This window comes from Paenibacillus sp. LT-B23 (assembly GCF_059417685.1).
On sequence record NZ_JBSQBM010000020.1, the window covers coordinates 92047 to 117880 of the forward strand.

Consider the following 25834-nt stretch of genomic DNA (forward strand, 5'->3'; position numbering starts at 1 on the left):
AATAAATCATAGCATAGGGTTAGATGGAGTTCATTCCATCTGATGACAATTATGGATATGGAACCTTACTTTTTTTCAAGCCATTGTTCAATGTTCTTATGTAGCTCCCGAAACTGTTGCTCATGCTGGAGTAACCACTCCTTTCTCCATAAGCCCCCCGCATAACCCGTTAATTTCTGGTTGGAACCAATAGTTCGGTGGCATGGAATCACGATACTCAGCTTGTTTTTCCCATTGGCGCTGCCTACAGCCCTAATCGCTTTTTCTTTTCCAATCGAAAGGGCACTGTCTTTATAGGCCGCCGTCTCACCGTAGCCTACTTTCACCAAAGCATTCCATACACTTTTTTGAAAGTCTGTACCCTCAAAAGCATAAGGAAACGTAAACTTATAGCGCGTACCTTTAAAATACTCATCAAGCTGACTAGCGCACGCCTCTAAAACGGGGTGTGAAGTCTCGTCCAGCATCGTGGTAGTTGATGTATCCCGATCAGAGAACATGATAGAATGGACGGCCTCATCTGTGCCCCATATTTCTATCTCTCCAATCGGGGATGCATAATTCAATAAATATAGCCTACTCATAAAAGGATAACAACCCCCTGTGTCTATTAGATCTACAACATCTATTCACTTATTCAGCTTCCTGTATTCACTAGGGGAACACTGTTTCAGACAGCGAAATGCCTTATAGAAATTTGAAGAGCTTTGAAAACCCGTCTCATAGCAAATCTCAAGATTGGTACGCTCCGTACTTTTAAGCAGATAAGCTGCTTTATCCACTCTTATTTTTTCCAGATAGGTACGCGGGGTTTCTGAGGTTTCCTGTTTAAAGATTCGGTCCAGATAAAAGGGACTTACTCCAGCATAATCCGCAATATCCTGCAGTACCAGTCTTTCCTTATAGTGATTGACCAGGAAGGTAACCACAGTCTGGACAAGCCTGATATACGGTGAATGATCAATATGAGGTTGACATCTTTTGCAGGCACGAAACCCCGCCTTTTCCACTGTGTCGATATCAATATAAAACTCAACATTTATTTTTTTCGGCTTTTTGGATCGACAGGAAGGTCGGCAGTATATTCGGGTTGTTTTCACCGCGGTAAAAAACAACCCGTCATATTTACGATCACACGCCATAATTTTCTCCCACATTTCTTCAAAAGAAAGCTTGATGTTAGCCATGATCGATGCTCTGTCCTTTCTATCATTTATCCTCATGAATATAAATGCGAAGTATCTTGAAGGTTGATCAATTGTTCAGCGTTCTTTTGCAAAGCAACTATTATATGATCAGAAAATGCGTTACCAAAGCTAAACCGTTTAACTCCCAATTGCTGAAGCTTACTGACATTCGTCAGACCCGGCAAGGATAAAAGATTAAGCGGAGCATGTACCTGATGTACCACTTCCCTGATCTCTTCGTCAACCTTCAAACCCGGAACAAAAATTCCGCTCGCTCCACTCTCCACATACGCATTTGCTCGTTCAATCGTTTCCAAAAGCGGGGTATCCTTTTGCAAATATGTATCCGTTCTTGCATTTATAAAAAAATCGTTAAATCCATGAGCATCCAGTGCTGTTCTAATCTTGGACAGAAGGCTACTATGCAGAACCACTCCTCGAAGTCCCTTTTGCTGTTTTAATGAATCTTCAATATTAATCCCTGCGACTCCCACATCTGCTGTCCTTAAAACATGCTCGACAATCGTTTCTGTGTCCTCCCCATATCCTGCCTCAATATCTGCCGACACCGGAATCTGGACAAGATCTGCAATCGTCCGAATAATCCTTATATGCTGGTCAAAATCAATAAGCTCCCCATCGGACAATCCAAGCGTATTCGCAATCCCCCAGCTCGTCGTACCTATCGCCTGAAAGCCTGCTTTCTCAAGAGCGACAGCAGATAGCAAGTCCCAGGCGTTCCCTAAAAATAGTAGCTCCTCTGATGTATGCAATGCATTAAATTGCTGTATTTTGTTCATGTAATAGCCTCCTGATATGTGATGTATCTCATTCTATCAAGAGGATATTTTTGTTTCGTCCTCATTCTTGCCCTTATGGTCTACCCTGCTGTCCTTCTTTTGAGGAAACTATTCTAGAAAAGGATACATCATACAAGGAAGCTTGATAAACCCATTCATAAATAAAATTAGTTTTGCAAAAAGCTCCACAGCGGAAATATGCCGCTATAGAGCTTCGCAATTTTCAGACACCTAATGTAATGCAGATTCTTTCCCCTTATTACTCGACTTATAGACGATTCAGTTATTGTGTAATGCGTCTAGCTACTTTATTCCACTCACTCTTATCCAGAAAACTGCCTGGTACATTGTCTTCCATCTCTTTAAACATGGCGTACGGTACACTAAATGACAGCAGATTGGCATCAATACGAGGGCGTGCCGAAATATCCATCAGCCCAATAACAGCACGCGGGTGTTCCCGGGCCGCCTCATGCCAAGGAAGTAAACAAACCGTTTGGCAACCTGCCGCATAGGGGACGATAACATTATCAATGCCGGTTCGACCATAATTAGCCAATACGACGAGCGCAGACAGTTGGTCGGGATTGGCATAGAATACAACAACCTTCGGTTCTTCTTGGGCAGCATCAACCTCGGTCAGTGGTGTAAATACTACGTATTGTTCAGGTATATTAATAAGAGGAATAGTTTCCATAAAATCTTTGGCTAATTCTGGCGTCTTTTTGAAAGCTTCCGGCTCGGGTATTCCGTCCATCGGGGGTAATCCCTCTTTTCCTGTAGACATAAAGTACTCAAAACCATCCGAATACTGATTTATAAGTCCTAGTCCGATTCCGCCCCCCTCACAGCCAAACGTAGTACGGCTGAAAACGGCCCGCCGCCCCTTGGCTGCTGCTGTTAACATGGCTACAACGCATCCCCAGCGTCCTTCAGCAAACTCCAGTGCTCCTTGAGGTTTCTCATTGGTAAATAGAATGGCAATAGGAGAATACTTGAGTTTTAGTCTCTGCGCAATTTCACTCTGCATATGCGGATTGCCTCCCTTTTTTGAGTTAACGCTTCTCATTAACTTAACTGCTTGTCTAATGCTGCTAGGTTCGCGATCCCCCTTACCATATAGATATAGCGAACACAGATTGACCCGGGTCAATCATAGGGCAAAAAAAATTCTTTCCTACCTATTACAGCTCAGTGTACTTCGGACGTAATGATTTTTTTCATGATTCACCTTAAAACAGCATACGGATTGACCCGGGTCAATATTAATTGTAAAAAATTAGCATATGTATTGTCAAGGAAAAATTACACAATAGCTGCACAGTTGGAAACAGCGATTCATACAGTAAAACTGCTACTTCGGGAGTTACTGAAAACCATAATATTAGAAAGCTGAAATACAGAATTCTCTTGACAATGTGTACAAACTTTTTATACTTACGATTGACCAAGCTTACAGCTTTTATCGCTTGGCGATAGAACCTTGACGGTCATTAAACCGATTAGGAGGTGCTTCTTATAACTAGAGCTATAAAAGAGGCCGAAGTAAGACGGGCGGAATTGATCGATGCGGCTTTGGAGCTTTTTACCTCCAACGGCTACCAAAAAACCATGATCATTGATATTGTAAAAAAAACCGGCGCCGCTAAAGGCACCTTCTATCACTACTTTTCTTCCAAAGAAGCCATCCTGGAAGCCATTTGCACCCGCTGGGCAACTGAAACAGCCACTTCCTTCGAGTTGGAAAGCCGCCAATTCACCGCCTTGTCCAAATTGCAATTATTTATTACACGACTGTTTCATCCTAATCAGCTTAATCTATTTTTTAAAAGACTATGTGATGAAGAACAACTTAACTTATACTATAAGTTATGGAGAATTATAGCGGAAAATGTCTTTAATCCTCTTATCACTGACATCATTCAACAAGGAAATCAGGAGAAAACCATGCATGTAGCTAGCCCGAAAGAAACCACTGCTTTTTTCTGGAGTACGCTGAGTTGTGTATGGGAAGCTGTGCTTTTTCAAGAACCTTCCGAAGTCATTGCTATCAAAATAAAAATAGCCGAGTCCTTGTTGGAACGAACATTAGGTATCGAGGAAGGTATGCTTAAATTATCATCGCCCAGCCAGGGGATTGCGTAACAGCTCCCTCACTTGGACATCCGGATCGATTTGTCTGCGCCGAGGAAAAACATATTAACGCTTCAAAGAAACCCAAAGAGGCGACAGAGGTCCCCCTCACTGAACCGAGCTTCGGAAGGGGCCTCTGTCTGATTCACAGGCTTTTAACGATATAAATTACAGTTCACCGCGATCATAAGCTTGTTGTATCATTTCCCGGATGGTTTTGCGCTTCTGGACCCGTCAATTTCTCCACATCATCGCTGAGCACCGCCATCAGACCTTCACGCAAAGCGCGGCCGCCCGTTACCATATCATCGCTACACCAAGGAATAGGTGAATTTTTCATCCCTTGATCTGTGTTTCTCGGTACACCCAGACTATCCCACAATGCATACATTTCCTCATCCGTTTTATTTACAAAACGAAGCGGTCTGCCTGTAATCTAGGTCGTGATCTGCACAATATCATCGGCTGAAAGCAGCTCAGGACCTGTAACATCATAGGTCGTATTGTCTTCTCCCTTACCCAACAGCAGTGCTACGGCTGTTTGGGCGCAGTCTTCACGCGAAATAAACGCGCATTTTCCATCTCCATAATTGAATTGGTTTGGGCCCGGGATTACCATTTCACAAAATCATTCTATAATTTCATAAACACGTAACAGACTTGAAAAAGGAACATATGTTCTGTATAATCTAGCTTAGCACATTGTATAATCCTGAACTAACGGAGATGCGGACATGGACACTAAATTTATTGAGGAACTGCGCGAAATTAGCAGAAATGACAAGCGGAGATCCGAATTTCTCATCAAGGGAATGAAGGAAACACTTCAGGAAAGAAAAGAAAAAAACTTTATCGAAAGATGGATTTGGCGTCTAAAGAATAAGAAGCGTATAGCGCAGAAGTTCAAATCCTGATAGATTCAACAAGCTTTCTCACTAACTGTTTGCAGCCTTCATCCAATCAAGTTTATAAGGATTTATCGAGGGTGGTAAAATTACCAACATTCAATTTGAGTAATAGTCCGACTATATAAGCCTAACTTGAAAAATTCACATCAAAACGAAGTAGGCGGAATGGTGCTGTACAAGCGAAGCGGTGGCGATGGGAAGCACCATCCGACTGCGCAGTGGCACCATAGTAACTTTCCAGTTCGGCTTATATAGAGGAGATATTGCTGCTAAGTTTAAGATCGCCTCCAAACCACCTCCATGGCCGGGTCCCCTCTTTTCTACTTACCAATAAACCTTACTCCATAACACTCACTTGCGTTTGAGCTGAGGATCTCCGCGAAAGCAAGTACGTAGCCACAATGGCGATAGCGACCCCTGCTGCTCCAAACCAGGTGATAGCTTCCAGCGAAACCTGACCTACAACCACGCCACCAATTCCGGCTCCGGCTGCCATTGCAAGCTGCATTGTAGATTGATTGAGACTCAGCATCACACCGGAAGATTCAGGCACAAGTGTGACCAGATTATATTGTTGAGTAGGTCCAGTTGTCCAGGCTGCGAACGACCAAAGGATCAATAAAGCAAATACTGCGATCAGGGAATGAGCGGCAAAAGGAAGCAAGAGTAAGGAAATACCGTGCAACACCATACCCCCTAATAATGTAAAGAGTATACCCTTTTTATCCGCACTGTACCCACCAATTTTTGACCCGATTAGACTGGCAATTCCGAAGGCGAGCAATACTGAGCTTAGCATATCCTCTCCTACACCTGATACATTCAGCAAATACGGTGAGATGTAAGTATACGCGAGTGAATAACCTCCTAGCCAAAAGAAGGTAATGCCTAATCCCAAAGCAACTTCAGGCTTTTTCAGAAGAGCAAACTGTTGTAGTAAGGGGACAGGTCGATCTCCTTTCAAGCGGGGAATCGTCATAGCAATAACAATTAGGGCAATAATTCCTGTCAAAGCGATACCGAGAAATACGGTTTTCCAGCCATATGCAGAAGATATCATTCTCCCAAGTGGCACCCCGATAATCAGCGAGGCTGTAAAACCCATAGTAACCGTAGCAATAGAACTGGCCTGCTTGCCGGCTGGGGCAATTTTCGCAGCAATGCTCAGTGCTGTAACCACGACCATCCCCGCCCCGAGGGCCATAAGAATACGTGCGGCGATAAACATTCCAAAACCCGGCAGAACAAAGGAGAGGACATTGGCTACTGCAAATAATCCGAGCGAACTCAAAAGCAGCTTGCGTCTGTCCCATTTAGCGGTTACTGCCATCAGAATCGGCGTGCCAATCGCGTAAGCAAGAGAAAAGACTGTAATCAGCTGGCCCGCTGCGGACACCGTAATCCCCATGGTTGTCGCAATCTGATCCAAAATGCCTGAGATAATGTATTCGGATGTGCCTACCAAAAAACTAACAATTGCCAAAATATACACTTTCCACGTGCTCTGCATTTTTAAATAACGCCTCTTTTCTTTTTATATTTTTATATTTTTACAAATATCGAAATTAAGACTAAAAAAATTATGTTATTAGGAACGGGGCATATCTCTGCGCTGCTTCCACATCCAAGCTGTAATAAATAAACGTCCCCTCTTTGCGGTATGTGAGCAGCCCCGACTCTGCCATTTGCTTCAGATGGTGCGATAGCGTTGAAATAGCTACACTGTTCAGCTTCTCGCCCAGCACAGAGCAGCATTGGTCACTTTCCTCTTTTAGCAGAAGTGCTATCTTGAGACGAGTCGGTTCTCCAAGTGCTTTATATATTTTTACAGCCTGCTGCATCTCTGTTGTATCTTTCACCCTGTTCGGCTCCCTTCTGTTCCAGTCTTAATTTCGATGTTTGTCGAAATAAAGTTATCACAAACATTTGTAAAAGTAAACCTGTTTATTATAAAGGTACAGCTATTTTACACTCTGTGGTGTGAATGATGTTCTTTCTCATCCGATAAATAACCCCCCATCCATAAAGGATGGAGGGAAAAATGATTTGAGTAGAGAGAGAGAACCATGGATGCCATGGCGTTAATTCGGGCTTGCCGTGGGTCTGACAATAATTTCATTAACATCTACATCCGCTGGCTGCTCCATGGCATACAGAATAGAACGGGCAATGGCATCAGGCGAAATCGAAATACGACGGTACTCTTTCATTCCTTGCCGGGTCTCTTCATCTGAAATACTGTCAGCAAGCTCGGATTCGGTTACTCCCGGCGATACCAGCGTCACACGAATATCTCCCCCCACCTCCAAACGCAATCCTTCAGAAATCGCCCGAACCGCATACTTCGTTGCGCAATACACCGCTGCAGTCGGGGTTACACTATACGCGCCAATAGAGGCGATATTGATAAACTGACCAAATCCTTGCTTTTTCATAATCGGAAGCCCTGCCGCAATCCCATGCAGAACGCCCCGTATATTTACATCAATCATGCGATCCCATTCCTCTACCTTCAGGGCTTCTAATTTTGAAAGAGGCATCACTCCCGCATTGTTCAAAATTACATCCACGCGTCCAAATGTTTTTTCCGCGTACTTAATGAACGCTTCCATCTGGTCCCTCTTAGTCACATCCATCTGCTGATAATCAGCCGATCCACCTTTAGAACGAATCTCGGATGTCAGAGCCTCCAGTCGCTCTGTGCGTCTGGCCCCTAATATTACATGAGCCCCATGGTGAGCAAGTAAACGGGCAGTAGCTTCACCGATCCCACTGCTTGCCCCCGTAATAGCTACAACTTTCCCTTTAATATCCAACATTCTTATTCCTCCTCTAGTTAAAAATATCACTGAAACAGATTACTTTCTTACTTCCCTGTAAAAAACCATCCCTGCATGATACAAAACACCATTTTTGAATACACCATCTGCCGTAAATCCGGTGTCGTCCACATATTCGATATAGTCATCTTCTAAGATATAGCTGCCTGTATAGGCACTTTGTCTCTGACCCCGTGCTTCATCATAACGGCCATTAGGCAAGAGTTCGTGACGGATATTTCCGTCTTCAGTTACCCACATCCCTATATAGGGATGCTGCGAAGCGTGTACACTTTTTTCCGCTTTGTTACTCTCCATGACTCCCACTCCTTTGCACTTCTATTTTTTTCTCAATTGCTCATTAGGTGTTGTATCTGCATCTTATTATGAGAGGAATGTCCATCAGCCCGGTAGAAGAATCAGAGCAAATTATTGCCTAATCCTCCAAAGCCCCTTAATATGTAATAAACTACTGAAAATGAAAACGGGCTACGTTGCAAAGAAGGGATGTGTCATGATGGGGGCAACCAAAATAGAGGGTTCTACCATGGGAAAACAAGCCGAATTGGCAAGGCTTATAGAACGATTTTCAAATCAGGACGGAGTTCTCACTACAGCCATACCTTCGCTTCATTTCGTCCGAAGTTCAAATACAACCGTTCCGATACATCAAGTCCATGAACCCGCCTTATGTATTGTGGCACAAGGTAGAAAAGTCGTGATGCTCGCAGAGGAAAGTTACCATTACGGCACATCCGACTACCTTGTTGTGTCGGTGGATTTGCCGATTTCGGGGCAGGTCATCCAAGCGTCAGCAGAAGCTCCTTATTTGTGCCTCCGGCTCAATTTTGATCCGCATCAGGTTTTGGACCTGATCAAGGAATCTGCTTTTCCCACAAGCCCAATGCCTGATTCCAGACGAGGCTTGTATGTAAGCCAAACTAACTCTCTACTGCTGGATGCCGTGGTAAGGCTAGTGCATCTTTTGGAAAACCCGCAGGATGTTCCGGTGCTGGCTCCATTAGTCATTCGTGAGATACTGTATAGGATTTTACAGGGTAATCAGGGGGAATCCTTAAAACAACTGGTCATGACCGGCAGCCATTCCAACCGAATCGCAGAAGTCATAAAGCGGATTAAGCAGGATTATGATAAGCCGTTGCGTATTGAGGAATTGTCCAAACTAGCGAATATGAGTCCTTCGTCACTACATCGTCATTTTAAAGAGGTTACGGCTATGAGCCCAATGCAATATCAAAAACAATTACGTCTACAAGAGTCCCGCCGCCTGTTGTTATCCGAATCAGCGGATGCGGCAGATGTCGGTTTTCAGGTAGGTTACGAGAGTCCCTCACAATTCAGCCGCGAATACGCCCGCTTGTTCGGCCTGCCTCCAATTAGTGATATCAAACGCTTGCGCTCGGATCAGGATCACCCGACCATTTAACCCGTTGTTAGATGAACATCTGAAACCACTGGTTCTACTAACCTTATCCCGATCATACATGGCAGAATGTAAAAAAACAGCACAAAACAGCCGCTCCTCCGGTAGAGACGCGGCTGTTCAATATATTCCTCTATGCATGTGGTCATCACTATTTGAGCATCAATACGGATTATCCAGCTTGACGAACAAGGCTCGAATGACATCCTTCTCTGCCGTAGTAAGCTTTTGTCCTGCCTGCCATTGTTGAATCTCTTTCTTGACTTCCTTTGGTTCTCTATAGCTGAGAGCATACCCGATGCTTCCTATACCTTGTGTGCGGTTGGTTTTGTCCATATTTGCCAATGCTCGAGTCATCGCAGTTCTGTCTCTTGTAAACAAATCTCCCATAAGACCAGAATAGCTTTCGCTTAAAGCTCCATCCAATCCTTCAGAAGCTCGGATCACATTTGGAAAACTTTCCGATGGAATAAAAGCGCGCTGCCTATACAGATATTCGATGATTTCCAGGCTTAGATGTTCATTGATTTCGTTCATCTTTCCCCATTGGATTCCTGCTAAATGGTCCGTCATGTGACGTACTTTTGCTTCATCACTGAGGGATGAGTCCTTATAAAAGGACAGCACCAGCTCCTCTTTGCTTTGCCGGGTATGCTGCGTATTGGCTGCACTTGGCTTGGGCTTCCCGGCACTTGCTCCAGACGGCGGCGCAGCGTCAGCATGCTTTTCCACCGGATTGGTTGTACACCCTACGGTTACAGCCAGCAATAGTGCAGTACAAGCTACAGAAACGAACACGCTACCTTTTGACATGAATTCACTCTCCTGTCCGAACAAGCAATGGTAGTTATGATTGCCCAAAATCCACCCATATCCTACTACGCTTGCGACCGTTCATCCATCGTTATAACGATAGGAAGATTCCATCTAGACTTCTACGCGTCACGTCCAACCGTAGGCTTGCGAATCACAGACACGCTCGATTCCCTGACGATTAAGCGAGGCTCGAATTGCACTCGCTCGTAATCGCCCGGTGTCTGATCCTGAATCCGCTTGAGCAGCAGCTCCGCAGCCAATCGTGCCACCTCTTCTCCCATAATGGAAACAGAGCTGATCTGCGGCGTTGTTACCGTAGCCCATAAATTGTTATCAATGCCGACCACCGCTACCTCTTCCGGCACTTTTACACCCAAATCCTTAAATCGATTCACGATTCCTATCGCTACCATATCGTTAACCGCATAAATGGCATCCGGCATGTGTTTCAAGCTATAAAAATAATCGGCTGCACGCAATCCCGTCTCAAAGGAGAAATCATCGCCAAAATAAACAAGAGAAATATCCACATGCGGGAGAAATTGCTCATAGGCGAAGTATCTTTCCTCGATTTTGTCCTTCGCAGCGCCTGCATAAGCAATTCTCGTTCGACCGATTTTAAGCAAATGCTCCATCACAAGCCGTCCCTCTTGTCGGGCCAGACTGACAATATCGGCTTTGACGTCTTCGCCCAGCTTTTTGCCGTAGTTAATGATGGACACCGGAACGCTGGCTTTATTGATCAGATCCACCAGCATTTTGGGATACGCCAGTGGCATAATAATAAGTCCGTCCACATGTAACTTCTTGACCTCCCGCACTGTTTCAAGCTCCATTCTGGCATTTCCGGCAGTATTAATTTGCACGACACGGTAACCATGCTGCTTGGCAGCCTGCTCCACGGACCAAGCGATCTCGGGGATAATCGCGTTACGGATATCCGGCACGGCCAACGCAATTTGGCGTGTTTGGCGAACCTTCAGGCTCTGAGCCGAGGTATTGGGCGTAAAACCCATTTCTTCAATCACTTGCAAAATCAATGCCTTCGTTCTCGGGCTGATGCCCTCACTATCGTTAATAGCTCTGGAGACAGTCGCAATACCGACCCCTGCTCGCTTGGCTACATCCTCTATGGTTACTTTTTTTTGATCTGGCACACCCAAAATCCTTTCACGGTCGGAATCGTTTTCTGATTTTCAACAATAAAATCTCTGTATTGATATTATACCATAGAATGAGTATTTAAAAATTGAAGTAGTTTCTTCATCATCGCTGCTTCGTTTAAAAAATTCATAAAATCTCTTTAATCAAAGCGATAGCCCAAATGTAGCGCTGTAGTAACAAGTGATTATATTCACACAAAAATCAAGTGCTTTTTGTATGAATTTGGTTTGACAATGTGTAAAAATTGTGACATATTATTTTTCGGAAACGTTTCCTAATTCATTTGCTTTTATAACAATACATGATCATATATTCGTCAAGGAGATGACAGACATGCAAGCATTGAGATGGCATGGAGTAAAAGATTTACGTCTGGAAAACATTGAGCAGCCCGCTGCTCTGGCAGGAAAAGTAAAAATCAAAGTAGAATGGTGCGGCATTTGCGGAAGTGATCTGCATGAATATGTGGCAGGACCGATCTTCATTCCCCAAGATGCTCCTCATCCATTAACTGGTGAAAAGGCTCCTGTCGTCATGGGACATGAATTCTCTGGACAAGTGGTCGAAATCGGCGAAGGTGTAACCAAGATTCAGGTTGGCGACCGTGTGGTCGTAGAACCGATTTTTGCATGTGGAGAATGTGATGCATGTAAACAAGGCAAATATAATCTTTGCGATAAAATGGGCTTCCTCGGTCTGGCAGGCGGCGGTGGTGGATTTTCCGAATATGTCGCAGCAGACGAGCATATGGTTCACAAAATTCCCGAAAGCGTGTCTTTCGAGCAAGGCGCTTTGGTAGAACCTTCAGCCGTTGCCCTGTATGCTGTTCGCCAAAGCCAACTGAAAGTCGGCGACAAAGCTGTAGTATTCGGCGCTGGCCCTATCGGATTGCTGGTTATTGAAGCCTTGAAAGCTTCTGGAGCATCTGAAATTTACGCGGTAGAGCTTTCCGAAGAACGTAAAGCCAAAGCCGAAGAGCTGGGTGCTATCGTTATTGATCCTAAAGCTTATGATGTCGTACAAGAACTGCACAAACGGACTAACGGCGGCGTAGATGTAGCCTATGAAGTCACTGGAGTACCTCCTGTACTGACTCAAGCGATCGAGTCCACCAAAATCAGCGGACAAATTATGATCGTCAGCATTTTCGAAAAAGAAGCTCCAATCAAGCCTAACAATATCGTTATGAAAGAGCGCAATATGACCGGCATTATCGGTTACCGTGATGTGTTCCCGGCTGTAATCAGCCTGATGGAAAAAGGGTATTTCCCTGCGGACAAGCTCGTTACCAAACGTATTAAGCTCGATGAAGTGATTGAACACGGTTTTGAAGCTCTGCTGAAAGAGAAAAATCAGGTTAAAATTCTCGTATCTCCGCAATCTTAATCTAAAAAGCAAACTCAGATGTCTGCCCTATGCAGGCATCTTTTCATAAAAAAGCGCTCCTCCATCACTGCGGCATAAAGCCGTAACGACGGGTGAGCGCTTTTGAATTACAATCTCAATTATGGAGTTACACTTTTTAGAACATCATCAATCATTTGTCCGTTAGCAATCGTACCTGTATAAAGCCAACTGGAATCTTTACCAAAATCATATATATGGCCTTCTTTAACCGCTGGAATCCCTTCCCATACAGGATCTTTGATGATCTCACCCTTGCTTACGCCTTTGCTGTTCACGATAAAGATATAATCCGCATCCAACTGCGCCAGTTTCTCCAGGGATAAGTTACTCCAGTTCGCCTTTGCTGTTTTGGAAATCTCCTGTACGACTTGTGGAACCTTGAATCCCAAGTCTTTGTATAATACATCACCGCTGGACAAATTCTGGTTCACTACATACACGTTTTTGTCCGTTACCCACAATGACGCTGCGGTTTTTTGTCCAACAGTCTGGCTCAGCTTGGCTTTAGCTTCTGCTGCTTTTTTGTCATAATTGCTCAATGCCTGCTTCGCTTCGCTGCTCTTGTTCAGCACCTCACCTATGGTCAGCAGCTCTTGACGCCAATCGTTGTTCAGATTACTGCCTACAACGTAGGTGGGAGCGATTTTAGAGTATTGGTTATATTTATCACCCTCTACCATACTCGCACTGTCCATAATGATTAAATCCGGCTTAAAGTTCAGAACCGCTTCAAATGGAAGGTCAGAGGCGATCGTAGGGATGTCCTTCAATTCTTTTTGCAGGTAGCCTTGAACCGAATTTTTACCTACTGACCATTGAGCAACAGGCTTAACACCCAGTGCAACCAAATGATCCTCCAGATAAGAAGCAATCACACGCTGAGGATGAGCCGGAACCTTCACCTCATGCCCAAGTGCATCCTTCAGCACCCGTTCCTGCGATGTCTGTTCTGCCGATGTATTGTTGGTCCCTGTAGAAGCGCCGTCGGTTGCCGCAGGACTTGATGTGCCTGAGCACGCGCTGACTAACAGGGAAAAACTAAGCAATACAATAAACGCCATGGAATGTCTTGTATTTCTATTCATTTGTAAAATCCCTTCATCATAATTTTGATAATGATTATTATCCTCAGTAACAGTATGCGGTGCACCACTTATCGAATCAATGGAACATCCAGACCTGCCTAATGGATTATCTGGACTTTTGTCCCTCGAAAAGAGCGAAGGATGTAAACTGGCCCGATAATGAACAGGGGATACTCCGATATATTTTTTGAATGCCCGGCTAAAAAAATAGACATCCGGGTATCCCACGCCGACAGCGATATCCTGTAAGGTGGCATCTGTCTTCCGCAGAAGCTCCTTCGCCTTTTCCATTCGTAGCTGGATCAGAAACATAATCGGGCTGCAATCCGTTTGTTTTTTAAATAATCGGGTCAGGTGTCTTGGACTGCATTCCAATAATCCGGCCAACCGTTCTAACGTAATGGACTCTGCATAATGCGTCTGCATAAATTGAATCGCCTGTGTCACCATATCCCGGGAAGGCATTCGAACCTTCTGCTCCTGCAATTGCCGCATACATTCATACGCAAAATCATAGAACCTGCCCTGAGCCTGCACCTTGGACAACATATCCTTATCATGCCATGCCTGCTCCAGTAGTTGCAGCTTTTGATACAGCATAACCGGATACGGTGGCACAAAGCCATGAGCTACAGGGGGAAGGTTATACACCGTATGTCCCGATAGAGAAGCCACTTTATATAGTACAAGAACATATTCAATTCCTCGTTCCGAGGGAGTCATATTCAGTTCCAGGCCTTTGCTGCCATGCAGCACGTACCATGAATGTCTTGTATCATCCTGATCATCCGTAGGCAAGCGTACACTTCCCTGTAATACAAACACAAAAGCCTGCGCCGGAAGACGATACGGTTGAAGCCACTCTTCCGGTTCCAGCCGAATATGTCGGACATCCATAACACAGATCGACGAATGGAGCCATGCGGAAAGCAGCTTGTTCAGCTCATCAGCCTCATGCTTCTTGCCCGTCCCGGTTTGGGAACCTGTCCGCTTTTTCCGATCCTGCTTCACTTGTCAAAGCCTCCGCTTCATAAATACTATCCAATTTTTCCAAACCAACCTCATTATATATCATCTTCTACTATGTCTACCATGAGACAAAAATTCCTGCTCGAAATAAGGCGAATAAACGATTTCCATGGTACAATTTGTATAAATATAATGATTTTAAAATACATAGGGGGGTAGACAGCATGAGTGGTTCAAAAATGGTATTAAGTACAGGAGCTAATGCACCTTTGGGTTCAGAAGAAATAGTGAGGGTAAAAATTACATGGGAGCATGCGCCAGCCGAGCTGGATGTTAGCTGTTTTATGGTAGGCCAAGATGGTAAAGTCGCTTCGGATGACTATTTCATTTTTTACAATCAACCAGCAGATCCGCACAGCCATATACGTTTAGAGCGCCCCAATCACAAAACCGCTGAATTCACTGTAGCCTTAACGGCTTTGCAAGGAACTGGAGTTGATAAATGTGTATTTGCCGCCACTCTGGATGGTCCAGGTACTTTTGCCGATGTGATTGGCTGCACATTGACCGTTCAGGGAAGGCAGGTACATATCGCCTATAGCATTACCGAGGCCACCAAAGAAACGTCACTCGTATTCGCTGAAATATACCGCCATACGTCAGGCTTCAAGCTTCGCGCAGTTGGGCGTGGCTTCAACGGAGGCCTGAAACCGCTTGCCGAGGCTCATGGCGTCACCGTGGAAGAAGAGGAGCCGTCAGCAGCACCGACGAATACTGTGAATGCCAAAGCGGAGGCGAATGCTTCCTTTCCCGGTAGCGGAAAAATCAATTTACTTAAGCAGAGTGTGCAAATTTCACTGAAAAAGAAACAGATAGACCATGAAAAAGCACGAGTAGCGGTTGTATTAGACGCTTCTGGTTCCATGGGGAAGCTGTACTCACTGGGAACCGTGCAAAAAGCCTTCGAACGTGTGTTGGCTGTAGCCGCCTGTATGGATGACGATGGTGAAATGGACGTATGGTTTTTTGCAGACAAAGCCCAACGCGCTCCAAGCGTCACGGAACGAGATTACGAGAATTACGTAAAACGGACTTTCCCAGAACCTGGATATGGGAAAATAGGAATAGGTAACAATGAGCCTGAAGTGATGACGGATATCATTTTAAAATATACAGAAGAAGTACCTAATGAAACAATCCCAACCTACATTATCTTTTTCAGTGATGGCGGCGTGTATGAAACGAAAAAAATATCAAAGTTGCTGATCAAGTACTCGAAATCTCCGATTTTCTGGCAATTCGTCGGACTCGGTAATGCCGATTATGGAGTCCTTCAAAAGTTGGATGATCTGCGCGGTCGCGTAGTGGATAATGCAGATTTTTTTGCCTTGGATGACATCGACTCCGTGACAGACGCAGAATTGTACGACCGTCTGCTAAACGAATTTCCTGGTTGGCTTAAGCAAGTGCGGGCCAAAGGAATATTGCGGAGCTAATCCTTCACCACAATGCGATACCCCTACATGATCACTTAAATATCCGCTGAGAGTAGCAATAAAAGGCACAATGACCGCAGATAGAGCAATCGTCAGCGCCATCATTCTGCCTCTTAACTGCTCTTCTACGCATTTCTCTTCAGGTATTCCCCTTCATTTTAGTCATAGTAGAATGATATATGGTTAACTCCTTGCCAAATCCTATTTCTTTCATTTCCTAATTGGATATTTTCATGTAGTATAAATCTAATTGAGGCAACCCTGTTTGGGCTATGCTGAAGCTATAGACTTTATGAAGGAGGATTTCGGATTGAAATCAAATGAAGCCACTTTGCACAAAAAGCTGCTCCCTAGGCATATTACCTTTATGGCTATGGGTGGAGTCATCGGGACCGGTATTTTTAAAGGAAGTACCGAAACGATCAGCCTGGCGGGGCCTGGGGTTATTCTATCCTATGTCTTTGCGGGGCTTCTGCTCCTGGTCGTCATGGGTGCGATTGCCGAGATGGCTACCGTCTACCCCAACATGAATATGAAGGATTTTATTCGCAAAGCTTTTGGAGAACGGCTTTCCTTCATCATCGGCTGGTTGTATTGCTTCATGTGGCTGGCCGTCTGTATCATTGAAGTTATCGCAGCGGGAAGCTTCCTGCAATACTGGTTGCCAGACGTTCCCTTATGGGTACTCAGTTTAGCGAGTGCGGCCTTTATTATTGTGGTTAACATGCTGAGTGTCGGCGGTTTCGGGGAACTGGAATTTTGGCTTGCGGGTATTAAAATTGCCATGATCATCATCTTTATTGCATTGGGTGGGTGTATCCTGTTCGGCATTATCCCAACTGAAACTCCGCCTTATCTGAGCAATTACGTACAGCATGGCGGATTTCTCCCCAATGGCTGGCTGGCTATTTTCTCAGCGCTGCTGGTGGTTACCTTTTCCTACGGAGGCTCTGAGTTGATCGGTCTGACGTTAACAGAAACAGAAAATCCGGAAAAGGTACTTCCGAAGGTGGTTAAAAGCTTTATTTTTCGCGTCGTGTTGTTCTATACGCTGCCGATTCTCATCATTTGCGGCTTGATTCCCTGGAACCAACTGGATGCGAATACCAGCCCATTCGTACAGGTGCTGTCTTCGGCAGGACTCCAAGGCTCGGCCCATGTCATGAACTTTATCTTGATCACCGCCGTACTGTCTGCCGCCAATTCGGGGATTTACGGGGCTACACGTATGCTGCATTCGCTGGCAGTGAATGGGGAAGGTCCTAAATCACTCGCCCGGGTATCCTCGAATGGGGTTCCGGTGAGTAGTCTCAAATGGTGCGCCGTGATCCTGATTGTCGGTTCGATGGTCGCTTATATCGCTCAGGACGGACTGTTCCGTATTCTGATGGCCGTACCGGGCTTTGTCGTTTTGCTCGTCTGGAGCTGTATTTGCCTGTCCCAGTTGAAGCTGCGCAAATCTTATCCGGTGGAGCCAAGCTTCAAAATATGGGGATTTCCTTATATCACAGCGATAACCGTCGGATGCCTGTGGGTAATTGCATTCCTGTTCTTGCTTGATCCGCAAAATCGGATCAGTATCAGCGTATGTGTGGCGTTCATGGCGTTCCTGATCATCTGGTCTTTGGTGAAGTTCCGGGGAAAGCAGGCGTAAGCAGCTCATGATTCAAGCGTATCTGTTTCCTGTTTCTTATGCCTTTCTCGCCTTTCCCTTTGCCGCGTTGCTGTTTACGCTACCTTTTCTGATCGTACAGTACCGCAGGCATGGTTATATCCATAAAACGAGAGCATTGCTGCTTTACCTGTTGCTTTTATACTTAATGAATGCTTTCTTTCTGGTGGTTTTGCCTCTTCCGGCATCGCGTCATAATACGGCGTTAACCGGAGGCGCATTGCAGCTAATGCCCTTGCAGTTCATTCATGACATTATCAGGGAGACTTCTGTCTCTCCCTCCCAACCCTCCAGCTATCTGCATTTGCTGAAGGAGCGCGCTTTTCTCCAGGTCGTTTTTAACGTTCTTATGACTGTGCCTTTCGGTATGTTCTTACGTTATTATTTCCGTGCGCGGTGGGGACGGTGTCTGATCCTGTCCTTTGGCCTTTCCCTCTTCTTTGAGATGACGCAGCTAACAGGACTGTACGGATTTTTTGACCATGCGTATCGTGTGTTTGATGTGGACGATCTGATGGCAAATACATTGGGCGGCATGCTCGGCTTTCTTTTGGGCGAATGGTTTTCGCGTTTTCTCCCGCGTCTGGAGCATCTGGACAAGCATTTGGACATCACAACCAAGCGGGTGTCCTATACCAGACGAGGTATTGCCTTTTTCGTGGATTCCATCATATGGACAGGTTTGCTCGGTGTTTTGGAATACCTCCAAGTGCCCGCCGCCTTCTGGGTATCCAGTGGTGTATACTTCATGCTAATTCCTTACCTGACGAATGGGCGCACTCCCGGAAAATGGCTGGTGCGTATACATCTTGCGGGGACAGGAAACCGTATTTCCCTGTGGGAGCTCATGAAGCGCTACAGCCTCTTGTACTGGTTGTATTTCGGGATGAATTACGTGCTGGGTGGACCCGTGCTTTGGCCTCAAGTCCCTCCATGGGCGAGCGTTCTGATCAGCCTGATACTGTTGGTCATTAACGGGTGGTTCTTCTTCCATCTGGTTATACGCCTGTTCAGGAAAGACCTGTTATTTTATGAGGAGCTTAGCCATACTACCCACCGGATTACATGGCCCAAGCGACTTCGTAGCCCTCTGCCTGACACTGTTGACCCTGCCGATGTGTCGGAAAGTTAATACGAGAACTCGATGATCATAGGGCCAAAATAAATTTTATTGCACCCAAGCAGCACAAAAACAGGCGAAGCAAAGGATTGTTCCTTTGTCCGCCTGTTTTTTTATATTGCGTACAGATGATAACTCGTTACTTTTATTTCCACTGTGCAACTTGATCAATGGGCAAACGAGTCGATGGATGACCATTGTTAATTCCTTTACCGATGGAAATGAGCATCACAGGTACATAGCGATCTTTCTCAAGGCCAAAGGCTTCAGCGATTCTGCTCTTGTCGTATCCGCCGATTGCATTCGTATCGTAACCGTGAGCGCGTGCCACCAGCATCAACTGCATGGAAACCAGACCACCGTCGATCAGAACGGTTTCTTTGTTTATAACAGGATCAAGCGCTGCAAAATGAGCCCCTACTTTCTCCTGTTGCATTTCTTTAATGTCTTTTGGCATATAGCCCAATTCTACAGCTTCTCCGAAAATTTGCTCGAAATTATCAAAGTTGTTCAAATCCCCAAACACGGCAATCACTGCCGAAGATGTCTCGACTTGACGTTGATTAAAGCTGGCGAGCGGTGCCAAGGTTGCTTTACCTTCCGGGCTGTCAATCACAAGAAAACGCCAAGGTTGCAGGTTAATGGACGATGGAGCACGTGTCGCTTCAGTCAGAATCTCTGTCATTTCTTCGCGGCTAATTTTCACGGACGGATCGTATACTTTGACAGAACGGCGGCCCAGTGCAATTTCTTTAAAATCATTTGTTTTGACAATATTGGAAGTGTTCGTATTATTCATTCAAATCTCTCCCACTTTAAATTAATATTTTCTCATGTTTTCCTTCTTCGGTTTTCAGCCATTGACATATTGAGAACTGGAAAAGTCATATAAGGATGTCATTATTTCTGGGAGAGCCGATGACAGGAATAGAGGTTGGGACATTTTTCCCAATCTATGGATCGACTTCTATGATCGCACCTTGGATATCCACTCCTGACTCTTGACGGCTTACCCTCCCATGTCACGCGGGGTCGTTGCCCTTATGGGAATGGTAAAGTATTGGTGCAGTGCTTTAAACTCCGCATTCTTCGCCACCATGGGCATAACGGCCCGAAACAGTAGCGCTTCTTAGCCTTGCGCGTCCTCGTTTGGTATATTGGATTTTCCTTTTTTCTTCCCTGAGCTGTTCTCTTTGAGATTCAGTCCGGCCAGCCGTATAATCTTCTTCTGACATTAGCGATCAGATAATAATTTTCCTCCGAAACCAATGTTTTCTCTTTCGCTTTCCTTAATCAAAACAATAAAAGCCGACTCGGGTACATTCATTATGGTTGAAGCTGATGTGGTAAGTTCAGTGACCAACGATCTTTTTTGTTCTTTACTTAATTTGCCTGCTTCAATAGTAATTACTGGCATGTAAATTCCTCCTTGTTTCCCCTATGGGTATAATGTAATTGGGGTCAGTCCATATCGGACATATGACCATTCATAACTTGCAGCATATCGGCTAGCTGGTGCCGCTGGGTCTCGTCGAAGCTTTGGAGCAACCGGGTCACAAACTGTGAGCGTTCCTGTTTAAAAGTAACAATACGTTCACGCCCATAATCGGTCAGGCTAACCAGCGTAACTCTGTTGTCCTCCGGCTTGGTTCGTCGTGTGACCATCGCTATCGCTTCAAGCTGCTTCAAATGGCGGGTTACGGCTGCACCGTCGATGCCAACCTCTTTTTGCAGCAAGGTCTGGCTGATCTCATCCACCTGATACAACTTGCACAACAACTGTAATCTGGATGCGCTGATTCCTGCACAACGCTCAAACTTGGAGCTAATCTGCTTGTTCAACAGCAACAGCATGTCAAAAATATAGTCAGCCTCGGGTGATGTCTGGGTGATAGCAATCTCTCCTCCCTTAAGCATGTCACTGGGCATGACGATCCAACCTTTGATCCATCAATTATTGATCTATCAAGTAATATACATCCACTTTGAATATAAATCAAGCCCCTGTGAAAAATAAAGTTACTCTTATCAAATAAAAGCTGAGCACCCCCGCAAGGGGCACTCAGCTTCTTCTTGTATAACTTACTTATGTGATAACTCACACACTACACTCATACGATAGCAGATCAGGAGAGCCATACAGACAACGCTATTCAGCTTCTCTTGCTCTCTCCATCTGTAGTTGTATTATCCCGTTAAATGATGCCGTGAGACAGCATAGCGTCTGCCACACGAACAAATCCGGCGATGTTCGCCCCTACAACCAGATTCCCAGGCACGCCGTATTCCTCAGCCGCCTCCACGCTATTCGCATAGATGTTCTTCATAATGTCATGCAGCTTGGCATCCACTTCCTCAAAGGTCCATGACAGGCGCATGCTGTTCTGTGACATTTCGAGCGCGGAAACCGCAACCCCGCCTGCATTTGCCGCTTTGGCTGGCCCAAACAGCACCCCATTGCCCAAAAATACTTCAATCGCCTGTAGCGTGGATGGCATATTCGCACCTTCACCCACTGCTTTTACGCCATTGCTCACCAGTAATTGTGCTGCATGCTCGTCAATTTCGTTCTGTGTGGCGCATGGCAGTGCGATATCACATGGAATCGACCAGATACCGGAACAGCCCTCCGTATATATTGCGCCCGGACGCTCTTTGGTATACTCGCTAATGCGCAGACGATTCACTTCTTTAAGCTGCTTCACCAGATTCAGATCAATACCGTCCGGATCATAGATGTAGCCATTCGAGTCACTACAGGCAACGACTGTAGCGCCGAGCTGCTGTGCTTTTTCAATCGCATAAATGGATACGTTACCCGAGCCCGACACGACCACACGTTTACCCTCAAAGGACGAGTCCTGGGCATGCAGCATTTCATTTACAAAATACACGCAACCGTATCCAGTCGCTTCTGTACGTGTAAGACTGCCCCCGTAATGAATTCCTTTACCTGTGAGGACGCCGCCTTCATGTCCCCCGCGAATCCGTTTGTATTGCCCGAACATGTAACCGATCTCACGCCCGCCTACACCAATATCTCCTGCCGGAACGTCGGTATCCGGGCCAATATATTTATACAGCTCGGTCATGAAGCTTTGTGTAAAGCGCATGACTTCGTTATCTGATTTCCCTTTAGGATCAAAATCGGAGCCGCCTTTGCCGCCGCCAATCGGAAGACCTGTGAGGGCGTTTTTGAAAATTTGCTCAAAACCCAAAAATTTGACGATTCCCAGATACACAGACGGATGAAAACGGATTCCACCTTTGTAAGGACCGATGGCACTATTAAATTGCACCCGGAAGCCACGATTGACCTGTACGTTCCCTGCGTCGTCTACCCAAGGCACACGGAAGGTAATGACCCGTTCCGGCTCCACAAGCCGTTCCAAAAGCCCCTGCTGCATATACTTGGGATGCTTAGCCAGTACCGGAACCAGCGAATCCAATATTTCCTTGACGGCCTGATGAAATTCATACTCATGAGGATTGCGCGCGATAACCTTCTCAAAAACGGACTGCACATATTCGGCTGCTGCTTGTTGACTCTGCTCTGAACGGATAATGGTCACTTTTCTAAAACACTCCTTTTATATTTGGTTGCTCTATTGAGAGAACGGAACAGATTCATTCCGTGTTCTGGAGAGTGTGATTTTATGTATTCATAAAATTTAGTTAACTATACATGATTTTTTATAAAAATACATCAAATTTGCTCATAAAAAAATTTTGGCCCCTTCATTAAATATCTCTATGAATCTATCATACCTTGTCATATTATTAAACCAAAATCCCTTGATTTACAGGCTTTTTTCACGATAAATAAGAGTATATATACCTTACCCTACATGGTACAATAATGTGAACAAAATGAAATTATATCTCAAATCAGAGCGAGGTCACGCCGTTTATGAATTCTTCCGTCCCTTTACGGACATACAATTTTTTATATTTTGCCCTGCTAGCGATTTTTGTACCCTTCCTCCCCGTTTATCTGAACGAGCAAGGATTAAACCCTGCCCAAATCGGGATGATCACGGGCACCGGCGGCTTTATCACCATCATCGCCCAGCCGTTATGGGGCATGGTCAGTGACCGAACCAGAACGATTCGCAAAGTATTACTTCTGTTGATGATATGCGCGGGAATCTCCGGTTATTTCCTGTATGCCTCAACCAGCTTTACACTGTTGATCGGCCTGGCTATGCTGGTGTATTTCTTCCTGATGCCCATTGATCCTCTCACCGAAAGCCTGAACTTTCGTGTAGCCGAATCGGTTGGCATCAGCTATGGCTCCATCCGAACATACGGGGCATTGGGTTATGCCGTCATGTCGCTGGTGGCAGGCTACATCATGTCATCCTTCGGCGCTCACAGTCTGGCCTATTTGTTTGCCGGTATTGCAGCGATTAGCTTTATCATTAGCCTTGCCATGCCGGATGCTCCTGTAACAGGCAAGCCCGTGACGCTTCACAGCCTCAAAACCTTTCTAAGTAACAAGGAAACTCTCCTGTTCCTTCTGCTCGTATTTGTCTGTTCCGTTCCGGCCCGGATGAATGACACGTTTCTTGGTGTCTATATCCGTGAGCTGGGAGGCAATTCCGAACTGGTCGGGCTGGCCTTTTTCATTGCAGCAGCCAGTGAAATCGTGGTATTCGCTCTTAGCTTCTGGTGGTTGCGTGCAGGGAAAGAGCTTGCTATTATCTCTATTTCTGCCGCCTTTTATTTTATTCGCTTTTTGGCTTCAGCCTGGATCAACGATCCGCAGTTACTCGCCTATTTGCAGGTGCTTCAACTGCTGACCTTCCCGATATTTTACTCAGCGGCTATCCAATACTTGTACCGGATCGTGCCTGAGGAATGGCGTGCGACCGGACAAACCGTGCTGGCTCTGCTGTTTTTCGGCGTTTCGGGTATTGTGGCCTCTTATGTAGGCGGCGCGGTGTACGAAGCCTTCGGCGGGCAAGTGCTGTATCTGTCCATAGCTATCATGTCCTTTATTGGGATGGTGTTTGGCCTGATTTTAATGAGAATTTATGGACGACGGCATGGGTCAGATACATCAAATGGATACCATCATTCCGCTACATAGCATGAATCTGAAACATTGCTTTTATGTGTGAAAATGACTCTTAGGTAGCTGATTCACGAGTATAACAAGTATGGAAAGTGCAAAAAGAGGCTGCGCACAGGGCGTAGCCTCTTTTTTACATCCTATGAGGGTGCAACAACTCACCATTACAGAAATGATCTTTTACACATAGAAGGCTTCAAGCTGACGCACAATTTCTGCCTCGTCATGCTCTACCACCTGCTGATGCTGCGATTTCGAGAACAATTGTTCAATCTGCGCCGGGAACTCCTGCTTAATGTCCACCAGACGGATCGCTTCGTCGAATTTGGCCGGGTGCGCTGTTGCAAAGGTCACACATACTTCTCCCTCGCCATTATACGCCTCATACGCGGCAATACCGCAAGCCGTATGAGGGTCCAACAAATAGTCATATTCGGCTTTGTATTTGCTAATCAGTTCCAGACACTTTTCGTTGGAAGCACCAAGGGCTTCAAAATCCTGCTGTACCCGTTTCAAATCCTCTGCACTGATTACAATCCGTCCCTCGGTTTTGAGGTTATTCATGCATTCAGATACCTTCGTTGCATCTTCTCCAAGGAAGTAGTACAGGTATCTTTCGAAATTACTCGCCACCTGAATATCCATGGAAGGACTATACGTACTTTTGAAGTCGCCCGGCTTGTATTCGCCTGTCTTCACGAAGCGCTCCAAAATATTATTTTCATTCGTCGCAATAATCAGCTTATGGATCGGCAAGCCCATTTTCTTCGCGAGAAAGCCGGAAAAAATATTGCCAAAGTTACCGGATGGCACGCTGATATTGATTTTTTTCGCACCCGCAGACTCCTGTGCCCGGAAATAAGCATAGAAGTAATATACGGTTTGCGCTAAAATACGCACAAAGTTGATCGAGTTAATCGCGCGCAGATGATGTTTTCCTTTGAAATCCAGATCTGCAAACAGGTCCTTGATGACTTTTTGACAATCGTCAAAGTTCCCTTTTACGGACAGGTTCAGTACATTTTCATCGTCAACGGTCGTCATTTGCAGCTCTTGTACCTTGCTCACTTTTTGGTGTGGATGCAAAATACAGATTTTAATGCCTTCCTTGCCACGCACGCCCTGAATGGCTGCTGCCCCGGTATCGCCTGAGGTTGCACCCAAAATGTGAATGATCTCATCCTGCTTTTTGGACACGTAGGAATAAAATTCACCCATAAATTGCAACGCCACATCCTTGAACGCAAACGTCGGACCGTGGAACAGCTCCAAAATATACAGGGAATCGTTGATCTTCTTCACTGGCGTGACTTCCGGGTGACGGAAGCTTGCATAACTGCGCTCCACCAGCTGCTCCAAATCTTCACGAGGAATCTCATCATTGATATACAGCGCAAAAACTTCCAGCAGCAGCTCTCTGTAGCTCAATGTTGCCCATTGCTCCAGCGTAGCTGCCGACACGGTCGGAATCTGCTCCGGTACCATCAGACCCCCATCGTCAGCTAACCCCATGAGCACAGTATCAATAAATCCCTTGGCTTCTACTCGACCTCTAGTGCTTATATATCTCATATCCATCCCCCAATAAAAATTCAATTCGAACCTTTTTTCGAATATATTATTGTCTATAATACCCTGTCGCGGTGCTGTAACCAAGCCTTTTTTTCATATTTCAAAGACTTTCTCCTACTTTACCATACCCCGATGTCCCAAGCACCTGTAATCCGCAGGCAATCGGGG

26 protein-coding genes and 1 pseudogene are annotated in these 25834 nt (G+C 45.4%); 8 read left to right on the forward strand and 19 right to left on the reverse strand.

Translation table 11 applies throughout. From position 1 onward, the window contains the following. Nucleotides 1-65 precede the first annotated feature (65 nt). The 4 genes from ACWXW9_RS22155 to ACWXW9_RS22170 form a co-directional block, all read right to left on the reverse strand. Nucleotides 66-584 (reverse strand): methylated-DNA--[protein]-cysteine S-methyltransferase, encoded by a 519-nt coding sequence (locus ACWXW9_RS22155; protein ID WP_494931197.1) that lies wholly within the window; start codon nt 582-584, stop codon nt 66-68. A 45-nt stretch (nt 585-629) separates the two neighbouring features. Then, nucleotides 630-1187: a bifunctional transcriptional activator/DNA repair enzyme AdaA gene (locus ACWXW9_RS22160; protein WP_494931198.1), complete on the reverse strand. Its 558-nt coding sequence runs from the start codon at nt 1185-1187 to the stop codon at nt 630-632. 32 nt (nt 1188-1219) lie between these two features. Next, the gene (locus ACWXW9_RS22165) at nt 1220-1987 is read right to left on the reverse strand and encodes an isocitrate lyase/PEP mutase family protein (protein WP_494931199.1); all 768 of its coding nucleotides are present in this window, start codon (nt 1985-1987) and stop codon (nt 1220-1222) included. A 283-nt stretch (nt 1988-2270) separates the two neighbouring features. After that, complete coding sequence (locus ACWXW9_RS22170) at nt 2271-3017, reverse strand: DUF169 domain-containing protein (protein WP_494931200.1); 747 nt, start codon at nt 3015-3017, stop codon at nt 2271-2273. A 530-nt stretch (nt 3018-3547) separates the two neighbouring features. Here ACWXW9_RS22170 and ACWXW9_RS22175 point away from each other — a divergent pair. Beyond that, nucleotides 3548-4132, forward strand: coding sequence for a TetR/AcrR family transcriptional regulator (locus ACWXW9_RS22175; protein ID WP_494931201.1), 585 nt, complete (start codon nt 3548-3550; stop codon nt 4130-4132). Nucleotides 4133-4304: 172 nt separating this feature from the next. On the opposite strand, the gene ACWXW9_RS22180 is transcribed toward ACWXW9_RS22175, so the two are convergent. Further along, entirely contained in the window at nt 4305-4511 is a 207-nt protein-coding gene (locus tag ACWXW9_RS22180; protein WP_494931202.1) for a hypothetical protein, read from the reverse strand. A 45-nt stretch (nt 4512-4556) separates the two neighbouring features. Next, nucleotides 4557-4739 carry an SDR family oxidoreductase gene (locus tag ACWXW9_RS22185; protein ID WP_494931203.1) on the reverse strand — a complete coding sequence of 61 codons (183 nt, stop codon included), beginning with the start codon at nt 4737-4739 and terminating at the stop codon, nt 4557-4559. A 115-nt stretch (nt 4740-4854) separates the two neighbouring features. On the opposite strand from ACWXW9_RS22185, the gene ACWXW9_RS22190 reads away from it, so the two are divergent. Then, entirely contained in the window at nt 4855-5034 is a 180-nt protein-coding gene (locus ACWXW9_RS22190) for a hypothetical protein (RefSeq protein WP_494931204.1), read from the forward strand. Nucleotides 5035-5365: 331 nt separating this feature from the next. Here the strand turns inward: ACWXW9_RS22190 and ACWXW9_RS22195 are convergent, their stop codons facing one another. The 4 genes from ACWXW9_RS22195 to ACWXW9_RS22210 all read right to left on the reverse strand — a co-directional run bounded on the left by ACWXW9_RS22195 (nt 5366) and on the right by ACWXW9_RS22210 (nt 8165). After that, on the reverse strand, nt 5366-6538 hold the full coding sequence (locus ACWXW9_RS22195) for an MFS transporter (RefSeq protein WP_494931205.1): 1173 nt from the start codon (nt 6536-6538) through the stop codon (nt 5366-5368). A 70-nt stretch (nt 6539-6608) separates the two neighbouring features. After that, nucleotides 6609-6887: an ArsR/SmtB family transcription factor gene (locus ACWXW9_RS22200; protein ID WP_494931206.1), complete on the reverse strand. Its 279-nt coding sequence runs from the start codon at nt 6885-6887 to the stop codon at nt 6609-6611. A gap of 222 nt (nt 6888-7109) precedes the next feature. After that, nucleotides 7110-7847: an SDR family oxidoreductase gene (locus ACWXW9_RS22205; RefSeq protein ID WP_494931207.1), complete on the reverse strand. Its 738-nt coding sequence runs from the start codon at nt 7845-7847 to the stop codon at nt 7110-7112. 39 nt (nt 7848-7886) lie between these two features. After that, nucleotides 7887-8165: an Atu4866 domain-containing protein gene (locus tag ACWXW9_RS22210; RefSeq protein WP_494931208.1), complete on the reverse strand. Its 279-nt coding sequence runs from the start codon at nt 8163-8165 to the stop codon at nt 7887-7889. A gap of 199 nt (nt 8166-8364) precedes the next feature. On the opposite strand from ACWXW9_RS22210, the gene ACWXW9_RS22215 reads away from it, so the two are divergent. After that, nucleotides 8365-9294, forward strand: coding sequence for an AraC family transcriptional regulator (locus tag ACWXW9_RS22215; protein WP_494931233.1), 930 nt, complete (start codon nt 8365-8367; stop codon nt 9292-9294). A 159-nt stretch (nt 9295-9453) separates the two neighbouring features. Here the strand turns inward: ACWXW9_RS22215 and ACWXW9_RS22220 are convergent, their stop codons facing one another. Together ACWXW9_RS22220 and ACWXW9_RS22225 are read right to left on the reverse strand one after the other, a co-directional pair. Next, complete coding sequence (locus ACWXW9_RS22220; RefSeq protein WP_494931209.1) at nt 9454-10104, reverse strand: hypothetical protein; 651 nt, start codon at nt 10102-10104, stop codon at nt 9454-9456. A gap of 122 nt (nt 10105-10226) precedes the next feature. Then, nucleotides 10227-11264: a LacI family DNA-binding transcriptional regulator gene (locus ACWXW9_RS22225; RefSeq protein ID WP_494931210.1), complete on the reverse strand. Its 1038-nt coding sequence runs from the start codon at nt 11262-11264 to the stop codon at nt 10227-10229. A gap of 340 nt (nt 11265-11604) precedes the next feature. Here ACWXW9_RS22225 and ACWXW9_RS22230 point away from each other — a divergent pair, with 340 nt between their 5' ends. Next, a complete protein-coding gene (locus ACWXW9_RS22230; protein ID WP_494931211.1) occupies nt 11605-12657 on the forward strand; it encodes a 2,3-butanediol dehydrogenase in 1053 nt (350 codons plus the stop codon). Between the two features lie 119 nt (nt 12658-12776). On the opposite strand, the gene ACWXW9_RS22235 is transcribed toward ACWXW9_RS22230, so the two are convergent. Then, nucleotides 12777-14774, reverse strand: coding sequence for an ABC transporter substrate-binding protein (locus ACWXW9_RS22235; RefSeq protein ID WP_494931212.1), 1998 nt, complete (start codon nt 14772-14774; stop codon nt 12777-12779). A gap of 182 nt (nt 14775-14956) precedes the next feature. Here ACWXW9_RS22235 and ACWXW9_RS22240 point away from each other — a divergent pair, with 182 nt between their 5' ends. The 3 genes from ACWXW9_RS22240 to ACWXW9_RS22250 all read left to right on the forward strand — a co-directional run bounded on the left by ACWXW9_RS22240 (nt 14957) and on the right by ACWXW9_RS22250 (nt 19032). Continuing rightward, the gene (locus ACWXW9_RS22240; RefSeq protein ID WP_494931213.1) at nt 14957-16228 is read left to right on the forward strand and encodes a VWA domain-containing protein; all 1272 of its coding nucleotides are present in this window, start codon (nt 14957-14959) and stop codon (nt 16226-16228) included. 310 nt (nt 16229-16538) lie between these two features. Then, nucleotides 16539-17882 (forward strand): amino acid permease, encoded by a 1344-nt coding sequence (locus ACWXW9_RS22245; protein WP_494931214.1) that lies wholly within the window; start codon nt 16539-16541, stop codon nt 17880-17882. 7 nt (nt 17883-17889) lie between these two features. Next, entirely contained in the window at nt 17890-19032 is a 1143-nt protein-coding gene (locus tag ACWXW9_RS22250) for a VanZ family protein (protein ID WP_494931215.1), read from the forward strand. Nucleotides 19033-19165: 133 nt separating this feature from the next. On the opposite strand, the gene ACWXW9_RS22255 is transcribed toward ACWXW9_RS22250, so the two are convergent. The 5 genes and pseudogenes from ACWXW9_RS22255 to gdhA all read right to left on the reverse strand — a co-directional run bounded on the left by ACWXW9_RS22255 (nt 19166) and on the right by gdhA (nt 22592). Next, nucleotides 19166-19819, reverse strand: coding sequence for a nitroreductase family protein (locus ACWXW9_RS22255; protein ID WP_494931216.1), 654 nt, complete (start codon nt 19817-19819; stop codon nt 19166-19168). A gap of 252 nt (nt 19820-20071) precedes the next feature. Further along, a pseudogene (locus tag ACWXW9_RS22260) lies at nt 20072-20248 on the reverse strand (transposase); the annotation flags it as partial. A gap of 6 nt (nt 20249-20254) precedes the next feature. Continuing rightward, nucleotides 20255-20437 (reverse strand): 4-oxalocrotonate tautomerase DmpI, encoded by a 183-nt coding sequence (gene dmpI / locus ACWXW9_RS22265; RefSeq protein WP_494931217.1) that lies wholly within the window; start codon nt 20435-20437, stop codon nt 20255-20257. A gap of 44 nt (nt 20438-20481) precedes the next feature. Next, complete coding sequence (locus ACWXW9_RS22270) at nt 20482-20874, reverse strand: MarR family winged helix-turn-helix transcriptional regulator (RefSeq protein WP_494931234.1); 393 nt, start codon at nt 20872-20874, stop codon at nt 20482-20484. Nucleotides 20875-21215: 341 nt separating this feature from the next. Then, complete coding sequence (gene gdhA, locus ACWXW9_RS22275) at nt 21216-22592, reverse strand: NADP-specific glutamate dehydrogenase (RefSeq protein ID WP_494931218.1); 1377 nt, start codon at nt 22590-22592, stop codon at nt 21216-21218. A 338-nt stretch (nt 22593-22930) separates the two neighbouring features. Here gdhA and ACWXW9_RS22280 point away from each other — a divergent pair, with 338 nt between their 5' ends. Beyond that, nucleotides 22931-24112: an MFS transporter gene (locus tag ACWXW9_RS22280; protein ID WP_494931219.1), complete on the forward strand. Its 1182-nt coding sequence runs from the start codon at nt 22931-22933 to the stop codon at nt 24110-24112. Nucleotides 24113-24274: 162 nt separating this feature from the next. On the opposite strand, the gene thrC is transcribed toward ACWXW9_RS22280, so the two are convergent. Continuing rightward, nucleotides 24275-25666: a threonine synthase gene (gene thrC / locus ACWXW9_RS22285; protein ID WP_494931220.1), complete on the reverse strand. Its 1392-nt coding sequence runs from the start codon at nt 25664-25666 to the stop codon at nt 24275-24277. Nucleotides 25667-25834 lie beyond the last annotated feature (168 nt).